Raw genomic sequence first — 18430 nt, 5'->3', positions numbered from 1 at the left:
GATAGGGCGAGATTTTAGCAGTTTTTTTCTGATTTTCCTATAACAAACTGCTAAAATTGTGATCGATTTTTAGGATCGAGTGACAAGCGGTCTGTTTCTTTGTCTTTTTTGCAAAAATTTCCAGAAATTTAACCGCTTGTTGATATCTCCTTCTTTCCCTTACGGAAGAGAAAAAAGCTAAGGGTTTATTTGGAGTCCGCAGGCAGAGATAGGGATAAAATTCAGAGATTAAATATTTAAACAGAAAATTTATGAGTAAAAAACTTTTAAGATCAGGCATGATCGTAAGCGGAATGACGTTCATTTCAAGGGTACTTGGATTAATTCGCGACATTGTAGTCGCAACTATTCTCGGTACTGGGGTGAGTGCGGATATTTTCTTATTTGCCAACCGTATTCCCAATTTTTTACGGCGTTTATTTGCCGAAGGGGCATTTTCCAAAGCCTTTGTGCCGGTGTTGGCAGAATATAATGCCGATAATGATCTCAACAAAACCCGAGAGTTTATTGCTAAAGTCTCAGGCACATTAGGTGGATTGGTGACGATTGTCACTTTGTTTGCGATGATTGGTTCACCGATTGTGGCGGCTTTATTTGGTACAGGTTGGTTTTTAGATTGGCTCAATGATGGTCCAAATGCTGAGAAATTTACTCAAGCTTCCTTTTTGCTCAAAATTACCTTCCCTTATTTGTGGTTTATTACCTTTGTCGCGTTATCTGGGGCGGTGCTAAATACTATTGGTAAATTTGGTGTAATGGCGTTTTCTCCGGTGCTGTTGAATGTGGCAATTATTGCTGTGGCATTATTAGGTAGAGATTATTTTGATTCCCCTGATGTTGCCTTGGCTTGGGGGGTATTCTTCGGTGGTTTGTTACAATTCTTATTCCAAATTCCTTTTATGAAAAAAGAAGGATTGTTGGTGAAGCCAAAATGGGCTTGGAAAGACGAGGGGGTTGCTAAAGTTCGGAAATTAATGATTCCTGCCTTATTTGGTGTGTCGGTTACCCAGCTTAATTTATTGTTAAACCAAGTGATTGCCTCATTTTTAATTACCGGCTCAATCAGTTGGATGTATTATGCCGACCGTTTAGTTGAATTCCCGCTCGGTTTATTTGGCATTGCAATTTCAACGGTGGTGTTGCCGAGTCTTTCCCGTATCGCTAAAAATAAAGAGCTTACTGAAATACAACGTGCTGCCGATTTCCAAAATACAATGGATTGGGGAGTGAGAATGGTGCTGCTTCTCGGCATTCCGGCAATGATTGGAATGGCGGTATTGGCACAACCGATTATTATGACAATGTTCATGCGAGGTCAATTCAGCTTTGAAGATGTATTAGCCACTTCCTATCCGCTATGGGTAATGTGTTTGGGGTTAAATAGCTATATGCTGATTAGTGTGTTGGCAAACGGTTTTTATGCTAACCAAAATACAAAAATGCCGGTTAAGGTAGGTATTATTGCAGCCATCAGTAATATTTGTTTTGGCTTGGCTTTCGCGCCGTTTTTGGGTTATATCGGTTTGGCTCTGGCTTCTGCTTGTTCTGCTTTAGTGAATGTGAGCTTACTTTATTTCCATCTATCAAAAAACGGCTATTATAAAGTGAGCCGGAAAACCTTTGTTTTTGTATTAAAGTTATTAGTTGCTGCTTGTATTATGGGGGCATTACTGGCCTATTTTACACCGAGTATTGAGCTATGGGTCGTAATGACAATATGGCAGAAAATTTATTGGCTGGTTTGGTTAATAATTTTAGCAGCAGGAAGTTATTTTGCGATGGTTCTTGTATTAGGCATTCGTAAAAAGGATCTTAGAGCAGGATAGAAGTGAACGCACTAAAACTTAAAATTCCCCCTCCACTTTGGTTTTTGCTCTGTGCAGCAGCCATGTGGCTATTGGCTTACTGTTTCCCAAGCCCATTACCTAATTATCAACATATTATGATATTGATATTAGCGGCATTACTGGCTTTAAGTGCGGGGGTTATTGCCACATTGGCAATAAGTGCCTTACATCGAGCAAAGACGACTTACAGTCCTTTTAAGCCTGAAAATACCAATCGGCTTGTGAATGTAGGGATTTACCGCAAAAGTCGAAATCCAATGTATCTTGCGTTATTATTGGGATTAATCAGCTGGGCATTATTATTGGGATCGTTACTCGCCTGGTTTATTGTGCCGCTCTTTATGTGGTTGGTCACCTATTTTCAGATTAAACCGGAAGAACAGATTTTGTTGAAAAAATTTGGGAAAGGTTATTCAGATTATTTAACGCAAGTAAGGCGTTGGTTTTAATATACAAGCGGTTAGATTTAGCAGAAATTTTGCAAATTTTCATTAAAATCTAACCGCTTGTTTATAGTTGAGGATTAACTTAACCTAGATTTGGACATCTGCTGTCATTAAGTTATGTGAGTTATCCATTGCTAAGTTGATAAAGCGTTCGTACTGTTGTAGCACATCGGCAATAAGCTCTTCTTTAGTCATATATTGTATGTCATAACCTTCTCTACCATCTAAGAAGTAAGTAATAGGCTCATAAATAGTATTTGCCTCAATATTTGGTAGGTTATCATCCTCTACAACTAAATCAGATAATTGGCGTGGTACGCTTTCAATACCATAGATGAAATTGCGTAAATTTTCTTTCACCACTTCAAATTCTAATTTTGGATTTTGCTCGTTTGTGAAATTCATTTTTGCTGTTAAACCATAGCTTTCAAATTCATCTATTAATTCTAAAAAAGCAGGTCTGGCGACTTGGATAAAGAAGCGACGAACATCTTGTTTATTGCTTGGATTAATGATTTTTTCCAAGCGTTGTTTCCAATCTTTTCCTGCCCAATGTTGGCTGCCTTGAGAGAATTTTTTATTAAAGTAGTGATTATCTACCATCAAGCCTTTCCATAAACCGATACAAAGTATCAACATAATGAAAGTAAATGGGAGAGCGATAATCAGCGTCATTGTTTGGAGAGAAGCCAATCCACCTGAATAGAGTAATGATAAGGCCAATAAGGCAATAACCCTCCCCAAAGGACAGTCTGCCATTTTGGTGCATTTTCTTCCCCTTGTGAGGCAATATTGTTGAGTACAAAAATACCGGAATCTGCCGATGTAATAAAGAAAATTGAAATTACCAAAATGGCAATAAAGGAGATTATAGAGCCAAAAGGCAAGTAGCTAAAAAAGGTAAATAGTAGCTGTTCGGTGTTGCTACTCACTGCAGCTAATGCACCTGCAGTTTGTTGATCTAACCAAATTGCAGAGCCGCCAAAGCTAGTCATCCATAAAATATTAAAGAGCGATGGTACAAATAACACGCCTAAAATAAATTCACGGATAGTTCTGCCTTTGGATATTTTGGCAATAAATAGACCGACAAAGGGCGCCCAAGAAGCCCACCAGGCCCAGTAGAGAACTGTCCAACCGCTTAGCCAGCCTTGATGTTCCGGTTCGTAAGCAAAAGTACGGAAACTGACTTCCAGTAGAGAACTGAAGTAGTAGCCTAAATTTTCAGTAAGGCTTGAAAAAAGCAGTAGTGTTGGTCCTGTAATAATGACAAAAACAAGGAGCAGACCTGCGAGAGTTAAATTGATCTCACTTAAGATTTTAACCCCTTTACCGACTCCGGAAATAGCGGATAAAACGGCAAGTGTCATGGCGATGACTACAATGGTAGCAAGAATAGTAAAACTGCTATTTTCAATTAAACCAAGATTATTAAATCCGGCACTTACTTGCATTACGCCAAAGCCTAGCGTGGTAGTTAAACCAAAAATAGTACTGCAAAGGGCAATAATATCAATTACATGCCCCCAAAAACCTGAAATATGGTTTTTTAATAACGGATAAAATCCGGAACGAATCGTTAAAGATAATTTATATCTAAAACCAAAGTAGGCAAGAGCTAAAGCAATGACACCATAAATTGCCCAGGCGTGAATCCCCCAGTGATAAAAGGTTGTCATCATCGCTTCTTTCATACGCTCTGATTCAGTTAAGTTTTCTTGGACAGGTTTTAGATAATGTAATATTGGTTCTGCTACGCCAAAGTACATTAATCCAATCCCCATACCGGCAGCAAATAGCATAGCAATCCAAGAACCAAAACCAAATTCTGGCTCATCGGTGTCAGCCCCTAATTTAATATCACCTAGTCGGCTAAAAGAAAGAAAAATAAGGAATAAGAAAAAGACTGAGCCTGCAAAAATATAGAACCAGCTAAAGTTTTGGAAAAGAATATTTTTGATGTTGTCCAGCGAAGTTTGTGCTTGTCTTGGAAAGGCAATACAGAAAATAGCAACAAAGCTAACAAAGAGAACACTAGGAAGAAATACCGGCATTCTAAAAGTAGTCCCTGTTTGTAATTTTTTGAAAAAACTCAATATAAAACTCCCTAATTTTTGAAAGACGATTTTTCCAATATATCAAAAAGTTATGGTGTTAGCAATTTTAAGGTAAAATAGTAATGGCATAGATAGAGGCTTGCTGACGGCTCATTGAGTTATTTCGCTTTTGCTTTCATACCCAGTAGAAAAACGAGAACACCAATCCACACTAAAAAGTAACCAACTAGGCGCTCGGCAGAGAGTGTTTCATTGAAAATCAATACGCCACATAAAAATTGCAAGGTAGGGGAAATGTATTGCAGCATGCCCAGTAATGACATCGGTATTTGCCTTGCTCCTATTGCAAACCAGACCAGCGGAATAGTGGTTGCTGCACCTGAACAAAGTAATATTGTCATTTGCAGGGTATTTAGTTCACTAAAAACCAACATACCTTGAGTGTGGCAGAAAAAGAGGTAAGCTGCTGCAAATGGTGACATTAATAAAGTTTCCAAGGTCAAGCCGGATAAAGGTTCCATCGGTGCAAATTTTCGGATAAATCCATAGCAGCAAAAACTACCCGCTAAAATCAATGCGACCCAAGGCACTTGCCCTGCCGGTATGGCAAGCCATAGGATCCCTGAAATGGCAAAAATAAGCGAGACTAATTGAGCTTTATTGAGTTGTTCTTTTAGTAACAGCCAACCTAGAAAGACGTTGAAGATTGGGTTGATGAAATAACCAAGACTGGCATCTAAAATGTGTTCATTGACAATTGCCCAGAGATACACGAGCCAATTAACGCCGATCATAAAGGCAGATAAGCAAAAAACACCTAAAATTTTTGGCTGTTTGAATGTGTTCACCAAGGCTCTACCTTGTTGGAAGAATAGCAGTAAGCAGATGGCAAATAAGGCAGACCATAACACGCGCTGAGCTAGAATTTGCTCAGCAGGCATACCTGACTGATTGATAGGGTGCCAGTAGATAGGAAACATTCCCCAACTGAGATAGCACAACAAAGCATAGTGCCAGCCTTTTAATTTATCTGCAATTTTCATTTGATGTTCCTGTCATGAAGGTAAAGCAAGCGGTTATAAAATGTGATTTTTTTACGCATTCTCTATGCCAAATGCCATCACATCTTCAATTTTGTTTACGCCCATTGCGATCATCATTAACCTGTCAATGCCTAATGCTACTCCGGAGCAATTAGGAATACCGGCTTTTAATGCAGCAAGAAATCTTGTATCAAGTTGTTGAGGCTCCAGCCCGATTTTTTCCCGTTGAATATTATCTTGCTCAAAACGACGGATTTGTTCGTCTGCATCATCTAGCTCATGGAAACCGTTACACAGTTCTAAGCCTTGATAATAAAACTCGAACCGCTCAGCAACACGGTGATCTTCCGAACTGATTTGTGCTAATGCAGCTTGATTGGAAGGGAAGTGGTAAATGGCCGTTGGGCGCTCTTTGCCAATGTTAGCTTCAACAACTTCGCTAAATAAAAATTGCAATAGGGTATCGCGATTTTCATCGTCTTCACATTGCAAGCCATGCTTACGGGCTTTCTCGACTAATTGCGCTTTTGAGGCTGAGAGCGGATCCAGTCCGACATAGGTTTGGAAGACGAATTGGTAACTAAAAGATTCCGCTGGTTCGCAATCTAAAATTTGTTGCAATAGATCATCAACTTCGTTGATTAATCGGTACATATCAAAATGCGGACGATACCATTCTAACATGGTAAATTCCGGGTTATGTTTTTTTCCAGCTTCTTCGTTACGAAACACCTTACAAATCTGAAAGATTGGTCCACTGCCTGCAGCTAATAAACGCTTCATGTGATATTCAGGGCTTGTTATTAAATGAAGCGTTTTGGCATTGCTTGCAAAAGGAGACATGAATTGCGTATTAAAAGTGGAAAGATGAATATCTGTTACCGAAAATTCGCTTAAAATAGGGGTTTCCACCTCTAAAATGCCTCGATCAGTAAAGAACTTGCGTAGTTCCCCCATAATTTTAGCACGTTGGATAAGATGAGATATAGAGGCTGTAGGTTTCCAATCAATAGTATCGAGTTGTAAATTATTCATTAAATTTGACCGCTTGAAAAAGTTGCCTCTATTTTAGCGTAAAAAAGAGAGTAACCCTAGCAGCTCAAAAAAGAAAAAATGGTGTTTTTTATTAACATTTTTGAAACAAATTAATTTTTCTAATTCTATTGATTAAAAAATTACGATTTTAATTAAGAGCGATTCTCAATAGATAGCAAGACTTTATTACCTTTTTTGAGGTAGATCACAAAATCACACTTTTTATGTTACAACTTTGTAAAAATAGCTTATTTCATTAATGAAATAGTGGCACAATATCCTTGTTTTTAATGAAATAAGTTTATTTAACTTTCGGAGTGCATTATGCAAAGTGTTAATTTTGATGTTGCAATTATTGGTGCAGGTGGCGGCGGCTTACGTGCTGCTATTGCTGCGGCAGAGGCTAATCCAAATCTTAAAATTGCCTTAATTTCAAAGGTTTATCCAATGCGTAGCCATACAGTGGCAGCAGAAGGTGGCTCAGCAGCAGTAATTAAAGATACAGATTCTTTTGACAATCACTTTAACGACACAGTAGGCGGTGGAGACTGGCTATGTGAGCAAGATATTGTGGAGTACTTTGTTGAGCATTCTCCAATTGAAATGACACAATTAGAACGTTGGGGTTGCCCTTGGAGCCGCCGTGAAGACGGTGAGGTTAACGTTCGTCGTTTCGGGGGAATGAAAATTGAGCGTACTTGGTTTGCAGCAGATAAAACCGGCTTCCACATTTTGCATACGCTTTTCCAAACTTCGATTAAATATCCAAATATCGTGCGTTTTGATGAACATTTTGTATTAGATATTCTAACCGACAACGGTGAAGCTCGCGGTTGTGTGGCAATGAATATGATGGAAGGAACGTTAGTTCAAATCAACGCTAATGCGGTAGTGATTGCAACTGGTGGCGGTTGCCGTACTTATCGCTTTAATACCAATGGTGGTATTGTAACCGGTGACGGTTTATCTATGGCTTATCGCCATGGTGTAGCTCTGCGTGATATGGAGTTTGTACAATATCACCCAACAGGCTTACCGAACACGGGTATATTAATGACCGAAGGTTGCCGTGGTGAAGGCGGTATCCTAGTGAATAAAGATGGCTATCGCTACTTACAAGATTATGGACTAGGCCCTGAAACGCCAATCGGTAAACCTGAAAATAAATATATGGAATTAGGCCCGCGTGATAAGGTTTCTCAAGCGTTCTGGCAAGAATGGCGTAAAGGGAATACGTTAAAAACCGCAAAAGGTGTAGATGTGGTGAACTTGGATTTACGTCACTTGGGCGAAAAATATTTGCTTGAGCGTTTACCGTTCATTTGTGAATTAGCAAAAGCTTATGAGGGTGTTGATCCGGCGAAATCACCAATTCCTGTTCGTCCTGTAGTTCACTATACTATGGGTGGTATTGAAGTGAATATGGATGCAGAAACATCAATCAAAGGTTTATTTGCTGTAGGTGAATGTGCATCTTCCGGCTTACATGGCGCTAACCGTTTAGGTTCTAATTCATTGGCAGAATTAGTCGTATTCGGTAAAGTTGCCGGTGAAAATGCTGCTCGTCGTGCTCTAGAGGTGACTTCCCGCAATCAAGCTCAAATTGATGCTCAAGCGCAAGATGTTGTGGCTCGTTTACATGCATTAGCTCGTCAAGAAGGGAATGAATCTTGGTCTGATATTCGTAACCAAATGGGCGATGCAATGGAAGAAGGTTGTGGTATCTACCGTACTCAAGAAAGTATGGAAGGTGCGGTCAATAAGATTCAAGAACTAAAAGAACGTTATAAAAATATCAGTATAAAAGATAAATCTAGCGTGTTTAACACTGATTTACTCTACAAAATTGAATTAGGCTTTATCTTAGATGTAGCACAATCTATTGCGTGTTCTGCAGTGGAGCGTAAAGAGTCTCGTGGTGCACACCAACGTTTAGACTATGTTGAACGTGATGATGTGAACTACTTGAAACACACTCAAGCTTACTACAATGCAGATGGCACACCAACCATTAAATATAGCGATGTGAAGATCACGAAATCGCAACCGGCTAAACGTGTATACGGTGCAGAAGCAGAAGCACAAGAAAAAGCAAAAAAAGAAGCCGAAGCTCAGGCAAAACAGTAGAGAAGGAGCAAGAAAATGGCAAATTTAGAAAAAATGACCATCGAAGTGCTACGCTATAACCCAGAATCAGATAGCGAGCCACATTTAGATAGATATGAAGTCCCTTACGATAGCCAAACTTCACTATTGGATGCCCTTGGTTTTATTAAAGATGAACTAGAACCTGAGCTTTCATACCGCTGGTCTTGCCGTATGGCGATTTGCGGATCCTGTGGAATGATGGTAAACGGCAAGCCAAAATTGGCGTGTAAAACTTTCTTACGCGATTATAGTGGTTTTATGCGAATTGAGCCGCTGGCTAACTTCCCTATCGAGCGTGACTTAGTGGTTGATTTAAGCCACTTTATTGATAGCCTTGAAGCAATCAAACCTTATGTGATCGATAATAAAGCACCTGAAGGTCAGCGTACGAAGCAAACACCTGCACAATTAGAGAAATATCGTCAATTCTCAATGTGTATCAACTGTGGTTTATGCTATGCAGCTTGCCCACAATTTGGTTTAAATCCGGAATTTATCGGACCAGCAGCGATTACGCTTGCTCACCGTTATAATCTTGATAACCGTGATAATGGTCGTGAAGAACGAATGAAATTACTAAGCAGTAAAAACGGTGTGTGGAGCTGTACATTCGTAGGATATTGCTCAGAAGTTTGCCCGAAACACGTTGGTCCGGCATCAGCAGTGAACCAAGGTAAACTTGAAAGTGCAAAAGATTATGTTATCTCAATGATCAAACCGAGATAGGAGGAAGAAATGCCAGCGACAAAACGTAAACCCTATGTGCGCGAAATGAAAGCCACTTGGTGGAAAAAACTCGACTTCTATAAAATGTATATGTTACGTGAAGCAACTTGCCTTCCAACAGTATGGTTCTGTATTGTTCTTTTTTACGGGGCTGTTGCATTAAGTAAAGGTACATTTGCCACCGATTTTATCGGTTTCTTACAAAATCCATTTGTTATAATTTTAAATGTTATTTCACTTGGTGCAATGATATACCATGCAGCAACACTCTTTGTTATGACACCTGAAGTGATGTCAGTTATGGTAAAAGGTAAGCATTTACCTGTTTCTGTAGGCAGAAATGTGCTTTGGGCAGTAACAGGTGTTATCAGTCTTATTGCATTAATTTTGGTTTATATTTAAAGGGGAATAATATGAGTCTTGATCAAAATCCAAAACGTTCTAATGAGCCACCTGTATGGTTACTATTTAGTGCCGGCGGTATGGTAAGTGCAATATTTTTCCCTGTAGTGATCTTTATTATCGGCTTACTACTGCCGTTTGGTTTGGTTTCACCTGATAACATTATTGCCTTTGCACACACTTGTATTGGAAAACTTGTCATTATGGTTCTTGCTATTTTCCCAATGTGGGCCGGAATGCACCGCATCCATCATGGCTTACATGATCTAAAAATACATACCCCGGCAGGCAATGTAATTTTCTACGGCTTATCTATCCTATATACAATCTTGATAATTATTGCTGTTGTGCAAATTTAATCAAAGAAACACGGAAAGGATAAGATTTCTAGGGTTATTCTAAATAGCTGAGGATAGCCCTGAATTTTTAGTGTATACAAGCGGTTTAATTCAAAGGTTAATTTGCAAAACACAAAAAACGTTCTTTTTTGGTGTCGAAAATGATCAATTTGTACTAAATATCTGCAAAAAAGATCTTTTTTAAAATTTTTTACAATTTTTGCTTGCGTTCGTTTTATTTTTCCCTATAATACGCACCACACAACGACGCGCTGTTGTGAACGGTTTGTTTAGATTGCAGTGCGTCGTTTTATTTTGTTCTTTAAAAATTTATCAGACAATCTGTGTGGGCACTTGTTGATTGACTTGATTTAAAAATATTTTTTTAATTTTGAAGTCTTAATAGGTGCTTAACTAGAAATTCATTTTCTCTTTAATTAACTTTTTAGTTGATTTTGGAGTGCGATTTTTATGTCAGTACATATTGAGCGATTGAACTTTTTGAATTGAAGAGTTTGATCATGGCTCAGATTGAACGCTGGCGGCAGGCTTAACACATGCAAGTCGAACGGTAGCACAAGGGAGCTTGCTCCCTGGGTGACGAGTGGCGGACGGGTGAGTAATGCTTGGGAATCTAGCTTATGGAGGGGGATAACTACTGGAAACGGTAGCTAATACCGCGTAATGTCTGTGGACTAAAGGGTGGGACCATTTGGCCACCTGCCATAAGATGAGCCCAAGTGGGATTAGGTAGTTGGTGAGGTAAAGGCTCACCAAGCCCGCGATCTCTAGCTGGTCTGAGAGGATGACCAGCCACACTGGAACTGAGACACGGTCCAGACTCCTACGGGAGGCAGCAGTGGGGAATATTGCACAATGGGGGGAACCCTGATGCAGCCATGCCGCGTGAATGAAGAAGGCCTTCGGGTTGTAAAGTTCTTTCGGTAGCGAGGAAGGTGATTGTTTTAATAGAACAATCAATTGACGTTAACTACAGAAGAAGCACCGGCTAACTCCGTGCCAGCAGCCGCGGTAATACGGGGGGTGCGAGCGTTAATCGGAATAACTGGGCGTAAAGGGCACGCAGGCGGACTTTTAAGTGAGGTGTGAAATCCCCGGGCTTAACCTGGGAATTGCATTTCAGACTGGGAGTCTAGAGTACTTTAGGGAGGGGTAGAATTCCACGTGTAGCGGTGAAATGCGTAGAGATGTGGAGGAATACCGAAGGCGAAGGCAGCCCCTTGGGAATGTACTGACGCTCATGTGCGAAAGCGTGGGGAGCAAACAGGATTAGATACCCTGGTAGTCCACGCCGTAAACGCTGTCGATTTGGGGATTGGGGTTTAACTCTGGTGCCCGTAGCTAACGTGATAAATCGACCGCCTGGGGAGTACGGCCGCAAGGTTAAAACTCAAATGAATTGACGGGGGCCCGCACAAGCGGTGGAGCATGTGGTTTAATTCGATGCAACGCGAAGAACCTTACCTACTCTTGACATCCAAAGAAGCTTGCAGAGATGCGAGTGTGCCTTCGGGAACTTTGAGACAGGTGCTGCATGGCTGTCGTCAGCTCGTGTTGTGAAATGTTGGGTTAAGTCCCGCAACGAGCGCAACCCTTATCCTTTGTTGCCAGCGATTCGGTCGGGAACTCAAAGGAGACTGCCGGTGATAAACCGGAGGAAGGTGGGGATGACGTCAAGTCATCATGGCCCTTACGAGTAGGGCTACACACGTGCTACAATGGCGTATACAGAGGGCGGCGACCCAGCGATGGTGAGCGAATCTCAGAAAGTACGTCTAAGTCCGGATTGGAGTCTGCAACTCGACTCCATGAAGTCGGAATCGCTAGTAATCGCAAATCAGAATGTTGCGGTGAATACGTTCCCGGGCCTTGTACACACCGCCCGTCACACCATGGGAGTGGGTTGTACCAGAAGTAGATAGCTTAACCGCAAGGGGGGCGTTTACCACGGTATGATTCATGACTGGGGTGAAGTCGTAACAAGGTAACCGTAGGGGAACCTGCGGTTGGATCACCTCCTTACCAAAAATCAAGGGCGAAGCTAAGCGAGAGCGAAGTGGAGCTGTAACGACAGCAAGTGTTCACACAGATTGTTTGATAGATAAGCGCAGGACAAGAGATGAATGAAAGTTAGGCATTCAAGCGGTCATAATCTTGCAAGATATGGCAAAAGTAGCTAGAATGTTTAACCCAAAATGGCAAAGCGGAAAGCATCTTTAAATGTTGTCCCCATCGTCTAGAGGCCTAGGACATCGCCCTTTCACGGCGGTAACCGGGGTTCGAATCCCCGTGGGGACGCCATTTAAAGATGATTTTTATTGTCTTAATGTTCTTTAAAAATTGAGAAACAAGCTGAAAAACTGAGAGATTTTCGAAAGAAAGTCTGAGTAGTTGAAGTCTTGAGTGAACAAAAGCACTCAAGCAAGTTGTTAATTTAGCAACCGAGAAAAAAACATTTGAGGTTGTATAGTTAAGTGACTAAGCGCACAAGGTGGATGCCTTGGCAATCAGAGGCGAAGAAGGACGTGCTAATCTGCGAAAAGCTTGGATGAGTCGATAAGAGGCGTTTAATCCAAGATGTCCGAATGGGGAAACCCAGTAGGTGAAGAACCTACTATCATTTACTGAATACATAGGTAAATGAGGCAAACCGGGAGAACTGAAACATCTAAGTACCCCGAGGAAAAGAAATCAACCGAGATTTCGTTAGTAGCGGCGAGCGAACGCGAAAGAGCCAGTTAGTGATAGCAGTTTTGTTAGAGGAATGAGCTGGGAAGCTCAACCACAGAGGGTGATAGTCCCGTACTCGAAAACATTATTGTGGTACTAGGCTAACAACAAGTAGGGCGGGACACGTGATATCCTGTTTGAAGATGGGGGGACCATCCTCCAAGGCTAAATACTCCTGATTGACCGATAGTGAACCAGTACTGTGAAGGAAAGGCGAAAAGAACCCCGGCGAGGGGAGTGAAATAGAACCTGAAACCTTGTGCGTACAAGCAGTGGGAGCAGACTTGTTCTGTGACTGCGTACCTTTTGTATAATGGGTCAGCGACTTATATTTTGTAGCAAGGTTAACTGAATAAGGGAGCCGTAGGGAAACCGAGTCTTAACTGGGCGTTTGAGTTGCAAGGTATAGACCCGAAACCCGGTGATCTAGCCATGGGCAGGTTGAAGATTGGGTAACACTAATTGGAGGACCGAACCGACTAATGTTGAAAAATTAGCGGATGACTTGTGGCTGGGGGTGAAAGGCCAATCAAACCGGGAGATAGCTGGTTCTCCCCGAAATCTATTTAGGTAGAGCCTTGAGCGGACACCTTCGGGGGTAGAGCACTGTTTCGGCTAGGGGTCCATCCCGGATTACCAACCCGATGCAAACTGCGAATACCGAAGAGTGATACTCAGGAGACACACGGTGGGTGCTAACGTCCATCGTGGAGAGGGAAACAACCCAGACCGCCAGCTAAGGTCCCCAAGTACTAGTTAAGTGGGAAACGAAGTGGGAAGGCTTAGACAGCTAGGATGTTGGCTTAGAAGCAGCCATCATTTAAAGAAAGCGTAATAGCTCACTAGTCGAGTCGGCCTGCGCGGAAGATGTAACGGGGCTAAAACTAGTCACCGAAGCTGCGGCATCAGACGAAAGTCTGTTGGGTAGGGGAGCGTTCTGTAAGCGGAAGAAGGTGAATCGAGAGGTTTGCTGGACGTATCAGAAGTGCGAATGCTGACATAAGTAACGATAAAACGAGTGAAAAACTCGTTCGCCGGAAGACCAAGGGTTCCTGTCCAACGTTAATCGGGGCAGGGTGAGTCGGCCCCTAAGGCGAGGCTGAAAAGCGTAGTCGATGGGAAACGGGTTAATATTCCCGTACTTGGTGTAATTGCGATGTGGGGACGGAGAAGGTTAGGTTATCAGGGTGTTGGATATCCCTGTTTAAGCCGGTAGGTGGAGCGTTTAGGCAAATCCGGACGCTTTTAACACCGAGAAGTGATGACGAGGCTCTACGGAGCTGAAGTAACCGATACCACGCTTCCAGGAAAAGCCACTAAGCTTCAGATTACACTAAACCGTACTATAAACCGACACAGGTGGTCAGGTAGAGAATACTCAGGCGCTTGAGAGAACTCGGGTGAAGGAACTAGGCAAAATAGCACCGTAACTTCGGGAGAAGGTGCGCCGGCGTAGATTGTAGTCCCTCGCGGACGAAGGTTGAACCGGTCGAAGATACCAGCTGGCTGCAACTGTTTATTAAAAACACAGCACTCTGCAAACACGAAAGTGGACGTATAGGGTGTGATGCCTGCCCGGTGCTGGAAGGTTAATTGATGGTGTTATCGAAAGAGAAGCTCCTGATCGAAGCCCCAGTAAACGGCGGCCGTAACTATAACGGTCCTAAGGTAGCGAAATTCCTTGTCGGGTAAGTTCCGACCTGCACGAATGGCATAATGATGGCCAGGCTGTCTCCACCCGAGACTCAGTGAAATTGAAATCGCCGTGAAGATGCGGTGTACCCGCGGCTAGACGGAAAGACCCCGTGAACCTTTACTATAGCTTGACACTGAACATTGAATTTTGATGTGTAGGATAGGTGGGAGCCTTTGAAGCATGAACGCTAGTTTGTGTGGAGGCGTCCTTGAAATACCACCCTTTAACGTTTGATGTTCTAACGAAGCGCCCTAATCGGGTGTTCGGACAGTGTCTGGTGGGTAGTTTGACTGGGGCGGTCTCCTCCCAAAGAGTAACGGAGGAGCACGAAGGTTTGCTAATCACGGTCGGACATCGTGAGGTTAGTGCAATGGTATAAGCAAGCTTAACTGCGAGACAGACAAGTCGAGCAGGTGCGAAAGCAGGTCATAGTGATCCGGTGGTTCTGAATGGAAGGGCCATCGCTCAACGGATAAAAGGTACTCCGGGGATAACAGGCTGATACCGCCCAAGAGTTCATATCGACGGCGGTGTTTGGCACCTCGATGTCGGCTCATCACATCCTGGGGCTGAAGTAGGTCCCAAGGGTATGGCTGTTCGCCATTTAAAGTGGTACGCGAGCTGGGTTTAGAACGTCGTGAGACAGTTCGGTCCCTATCTGCCGTGGGCGTTGGAGAATTGATTGGGGCTGCTCCTAGTACGAGAGGACCGGAGTGGACGCACCCCTGGTGTTCCGGTTGTGTCGCCAGACGCATTGCCGGGTAGCTATGTGCGGAAGAGATAAGTGCTGAAAGCATCTAAGCACGAAACTTGCCAAGAGATGAGTTCTCCCCGACTATAAGTCGGTAAGGGTTGTTGAAGACTACGACGTAGATAGGTGTGGTGTGTAAGCGTTGCGAGACGTTGAGCTAACACATACTAATTGCCCGAGAGGCTTAACTATACAACGCTCAAGTGTTTTTAGTGAAAGGGTTGAGAAATTAACAAAACAAAACGAAAAGACGGAAATTAAGAATCAGTAACAGCTTGTTTCGAATGAAAGGCGAAAGCCGAAGAAAGTAAAGAACGAAAGAACAATTTGGAAAGACAAAGATAAAAAGAAAGACGAAGAAAGTCTGAATCATCGAAGATTTTCCTGATGTCGATAGTGCTGTGGTGCCACCTGATTCCATTCCGAACTCAGAAGTGAAACGCAGTGACGCCGATGGTAGTGTGTGGATTCCGCATGTGAGAGTAGGGCAACATCAGGGCTTAATTAGAGGACCCCGAGCTTAGCGATAGGCTTGGGGTTTTTGTTTTGGGGTAGGTACGCAGAAAGGGCATGCAGAGATGGGCAGAGGCAGAGAAAAGAGAGGCTCGAGCCAGAGGGAAGAGCGAGGGTAAGAAGAAAGAGTAAGAGGAAAGAGGGTGTAGAGGCCGTGAGGGGAAAGCAGAAAGTAAGGATGATGATATCGCGAATCCTTTGCAAGATAAAGTAGACCGCTTGTGGTTATAAGCGAATACAAGCGGTCTGTTTTTAAGAAAAATCTGTAACTATTCTTTTTTTATGCCGGTAATACGGCACCATTCGTCATTTGTTGCGACAGGATCTAATATGAAATCTGTTGAATAGGCCTCACAAACAGATTCCGCCTGAGTGGTTAAAATACCTGATAAACCTAGCTTATCTTGAGATTTTACGAGAGTAATAATATTAGGTGCCAACTCTTTTAGTGGGCCGGCTAAGATATTGGCGACTACAACATCAGCTTGTAAATCTTTTGGTTGGTCTTTCGCTAAGAATAGTTGTAAACGATCAGCGACCCCATTAGCTTCAGCGTTATTTTGACTGGCAAGAATCGCTTGGGGATCAATGTCAATCCCAATAGCCTGTTTTGCCCCGAGTTTTAATGCAGCAATCGCTAAAATGCCTGAACCGCAACCGAAATCAATCACAGTTTTGCCTTCAAGATCTAAGCTATCTAGCCATTGTAAGCAGAGCGCAGTAGTTGGGTGAGTCCCTGTACCAAAGGCTAACCCTGGATCTAGCATCACATTAACTGCGTTAGGATCCGGGACTTCTCGCCAGCTTGGGCAGATCCATAAGCGTTTGCCAAATTGCATTGGGTGGAAGTTATCCATCCATTCACGTTCCCAATCTTTATCTTCGATTTGTTCGATTTTGTGAGCAAAATTTTCTTCGACTAATTTACTGGTTTTTAGTGCTTCTACGATAATTTGCATATCGGTTTCGGCATCAAATAAGCCCACAACATCGGTGTTACCCCAAAGACGTGTTTCGCCCGGAAGCGGCTCAAAAATTGGGGTGTCTTGGCTGTCCATAAAGGTCACCGAAACAGCTCCAATATCTGTTAAAAAATCGCTGATTTCTTCTGCGTATTTATCTGTACTATTTAAACGAATTTGTATCCAAGCCATATTATTTTCCCTCTTCTTGTTTAATAAGCGGTCATATTTTCTTAATTTTTTGCAAAGTTGAGAGAATTATCCTCTCCCACCCACAGTAATTTTATCTAACTTCACTGTCGGTTGCCCAACACAGACTGGTACAGATTGCCCTTCTTTGCCGCAGGTGCCAATGCCGGGGTCGAGTTCCATTTTTTTTCCGACCATAGAGATTTGTTGCATTGCTTCAATCCCACTGCCGATTAAGGTTGCTCCTGTTACCGGTTTCGTGATTTTACCTTTTTCAATTAAGTAGGCTTCTGCGGTTGAGAACACAAATTTGCCGGAGGTAATATCCACTTGCCCGCCACTGAAATGCGGTGCATATAAGCCGTATTCGACGGATTCGATCATCTCTTCAAATTCGTGGTTACCCTCGGTTAAGTAGGTATTTGTCATTCGTGGCATCGGTAAGTGGGCGTAAGATTCGCGTCTGCCGTTACCTGTTGGTTCAACTCCCATAAGTCGAGCGTTGAGTTTGTCTTGCATATAGCCTTTGAGAATACCGTTCTCAATTAATACATTGCGTTGTGAAGGGATGCCCTCATCGTCAACTGTAATTGAACCACGCATATTCGGCACCGTGCCATCATCGACAATAGTACAAAGCGGTGAGGTAACCAGTTCACCGATTCGTCCGGTGAAGAGGGAGCTTTCTTTACGGTTGAAGTCGCCCTCTAAACCGTGTCCGACCGCTTCGTGTAATAAAATACCCGGCCAGCCTGCACCGAGAACAATTGGCAATGTGCCTGCTGGTGCTGGAATAGCATTAAGGTTAACGAGTGCTTGTCTCACCGCTTCTTTTGCGAGATATTCGGCACGGCTAAAACCGGTTTCGTTCGGTGCTAAGAACCAAGTTAAGCCGAAGCGTCCGCCCGCACCTGATGAGCCTCGTTCACGTTTGCCATTTTGTTCAACTAAGACGGAAACTGATAATCGCACTAAAGGTCGGATGTCGGAAGCCAATGTGCCATCTGTAGCTGCAACTAACATCTCTTCATAAACAGCAGATAAATTAGCATTTACTTGAATTACACGTGGATCTTCTGCTCGAGCGGTTTTATCCACTAAATGCAGTAGTTCTACTTTTTGTTCACGGCTGATGGAATCTAGCGGATTGATAGCTGGATAGCGTGTACAAGCGGTCGTTTTTTTGAAATTTTTTACCGATAATTGACCGCTTGTAGCACTGATAGAGCGTGCTGCGGCCGCACATTGTTCTAATTGTTTAAGCGTGATTTGGTCAGCATAAGCAAATCCGGTTTTCTCACCTGCTACGGCACGTACGCCAAAACCGCGGTCGATATAGAACCCGCCTTCTTTGATAATGCTATCTTCTAGTGACCAGCTTTCATCTTGGCTAAGTTGGAAATAGAGATCGGCATAATCAATATTTCTGCCGGAAAATTGATCGAGCACTTGGCTTAAATGAGAAAATTCAATGCCACTTGGGGCAAGTAGGCTGTCTGAAACGGTATTTAACATTGTGATTCCTA

Annotated in this window: 10 protein-coding genes, 1 tRNA gene, 3 rRNA genes and 1 pseudogene; 10 read left to right on the top strand and 5 right to left on the bottom strand. The window is 42.7% G+C overall.

Annotated elements, in window-relative coordinates; translation table 11 throughout:
* The first annotated feature begins 251 nt into the window (after nucleotides 1–251).
* A complete protein-coding gene (gene murJ, locus A4G16_RS09480; RefSeq protein WP_165889641.1) occupies nucleotides 252–1826 on the top strand; it encodes a murein biosynthesis integral membrane protein MurJ in 1575 nt (524 codons plus the stop codon).
* 2 nt (nucleotides 1827–1828) lie between these two features.
* Complete coding sequence (locus tag A4G16_RS09475; RefSeq protein ID WP_165889640.1) at nucleotides 1829–2296, top strand: methyltransferase family protein; 468 nt, start codon at nucleotides 1829–1831, stop codon at nucleotides 2294–2296.
* A gap of 84 nt (nucleotides 2297–2380) precedes the next feature.
* Here A4G16_RS09475 and A4G16_RS09470 read toward each other — a convergent pair.
* The 3 genes and pseudogenes from A4G16_RS09470 to epmA form a co-directional block, all read right to left on the bottom strand.
* Nucleotides 2381–4389 (bottom strand): annotated as a pseudogene (locus A4G16_RS09470) (BCCT family transporter).
* A gap of 119 nt (nucleotides 4390–4508) precedes the next feature.
* Nucleotides 4509–5393 carry an EamA family transporter RarD gene (gene rarD, locus A4G16_RS09465; protein ID WP_165889639.1) on the bottom strand — a complete coding sequence of 295 codons (885 nt, stop codon included), beginning with the start codon at nucleotides 5391–5393 and terminating at the stop codon, nucleotides 4509–4511.
* Between the two features lie 51 nt (nucleotides 5394–5444).
* Nucleotides 5445–6428 carry an elongation factor P--(R)-beta-lysine ligase gene (epmA, locus tag A4G16_RS09460; RefSeq protein WP_165889638.1) on the bottom strand — a complete coding sequence of 328 codons (984 nt, stop codon included), beginning with the start codon at nucleotides 6426–6428 and terminating at the stop codon, nucleotides 5445–5447.
* 324 nt (nucleotides 6429–6752) lie between these two features.
* Here epmA and frdA point away from each other — a divergent pair, with 324 nt between their 5' ends.
* From frdA to rrf, 8 genes are all read left to right on the top strand, one after another.
* The gene (gene frdA, locus A4G16_RS09455) at nucleotides 6753–8555 is read left to right on the top strand and encodes a fumarate reductase (quinol) flavoprotein subunit (protein WP_165889637.1); all 1803 of its coding nucleotides are present in this window, start codon (nucleotides 6753–6755) and stop codon (nucleotides 8553–8555) included.
* Between the two features lie 15 nt (nucleotides 8556–8570).
* Entirely contained in the window at nucleotides 8571–9302 is a 732-nt protein-coding gene (locus A4G16_RS09450) for a succinate dehydrogenase/fumarate reductase iron-sulfur subunit (RefSeq protein ID WP_027073923.1), read from the top strand.
* 9 nt (nucleotides 9303–9311) lie between these two features.
* Nucleotides 9312–9704: a fumarate reductase subunit FrdC gene (frdC, locus tag A4G16_RS09445; RefSeq protein ID WP_165889636.1), complete on the top strand. Its 393-nt coding sequence runs from the start codon at nucleotides 9312–9314 to the stop codon at nucleotides 9702–9704.
* Nucleotides 9705–9715: 11 nt separating this feature from the next.
* Complete coding sequence (frdD, locus tag A4G16_RS09440) at nucleotides 9716–10063, top strand: fumarate reductase subunit FrdD (protein ID WP_027073921.1); 348 nt, start codon at nucleotides 9716–9718, stop codon at nucleotides 10061–10063.
* 482 nt (nucleotides 10064–10545) lie between these two features.
* A 16S ribosomal RNA gene (locus A4G16_RS09435) occupies nucleotides 10546–12085 on the top strand.
* 203 nt (nucleotides 12086–12288) lie between these two features.
* A tRNA-Glu gene (locus tag A4G16_RS09430) sits at nucleotides 12289–12364 on the top strand.
* A 167-nt stretch (nucleotides 12365–12531) separates the two neighbouring features.
* A 23S ribosomal RNA gene (locus tag A4G16_RS09425) occupies nucleotides 12532–15432 on the top strand.
* A gap of 191 nt (nucleotides 15433–15623) precedes the next feature.
* Nucleotides 15624–15739: ribosomal RNA gene (rrf, locus tag A4G16_RS09420) — 5S ribosomal RNA — on the top strand.
* The 16S, 23S and 5S rRNA genes sit together here with 1 tRNA gene alongside, the layout of an rRNA operon.
* Before the next feature lie 283 nt (nucleotides 15740–16022).
* On the opposite strand, the gene prmA is transcribed toward rrf, so the two are convergent.
* The gene (gene prmA / locus A4G16_RS09415; RefSeq protein WP_165889635.1) at nucleotides 16023–16907 is read right to left on the bottom strand and encodes a 50S ribosomal protein L11 methyltransferase; all 885 of its coding nucleotides are present in this window, start codon (nucleotides 16905–16907) and stop codon (nucleotides 16023–16025) included.
* A 66-nt stretch (nucleotides 16908–16973) separates the two neighbouring features.
* A complete protein-coding gene (tldD, locus tag A4G16_RS09410; protein WP_165889634.1) occupies nucleotides 16974–18419 on the bottom strand; it encodes a metalloprotease TldD in 1446 nt (481 codons plus the stop codon).
* Nucleotides 18420–18430 lie beyond the last annotated feature (11 nt).

This window comes from Mannheimia granulomatis, from assembly GCF_011455695.1.
In the GTDB taxonomy this organism is placed as follows: domain Bacteria; phylum Pseudomonadota; class Gammaproteobacteria; order Enterobacterales; family Pasteurellaceae; genus Mannheimia; species Mannheimia granulomatis_A.
The sequence above is the reverse complement of the archived record's forward strand: the minus strand, read 5'-3'. Positions and strand labels throughout refer to the sequence as shown.

Coding starts and splice junctions, on each gene's coding strand:
- A4G16_RS09450 (WP_027073923.1), top strand. CDS start 8,571: ATGGCAAATTTAGAAAAAATGACCATCGAAGTGCTACGCTATAACCCA.
- rarD (WP_165889639.1), bottom strand. CDS start 5,393: ATGAAAATTGCAGATAAATTAAAAGGCTGGCACTATGCTTTGTTGTGC.
- frdD (WP_027073921.1), top strand. CDS start 9,716: ATGAGTCTTGATCAAAATCCAAAACGTTCTAATGAGCCACCTGTATGG.
- frdC (WP_165889636.1), top strand. CDS start 9,312: ATGCCAGCGACAAAACGTAAACCCTATGTGCGCGAAATGAAAGCCACT.
- prmA (WP_165889635.1), bottom strand. CDS start 16,907: ATGGCTTGGATACAAATTCGTTTAAATAGTACAGATAAATACGCAGAA.
- frdA (WP_165889637.1), top strand. CDS start 6,753: ATGCAAAGTGTTAATTTTGATGTTGCAATTATTGGTGCAGGTGGCGGC.
- epmA (WP_165889638.1), bottom strand. CDS start 6,428: ATGAATAATTTACAACTCGATACTATTGATTGGAAACCTACAGCCTCT.
- tldD (WP_165889634.1), bottom strand. CDS start 18,419: ATGTTAAATACCGTTTCAGACAGCCTACTTGCCCCAAGTGGCATTGAA.
- murJ (WP_165889641.1), top strand. CDS start 252: ATGAGTAAAAAACTTTTAAGATCAGGCATGATCGTAAGCGGAATGACG.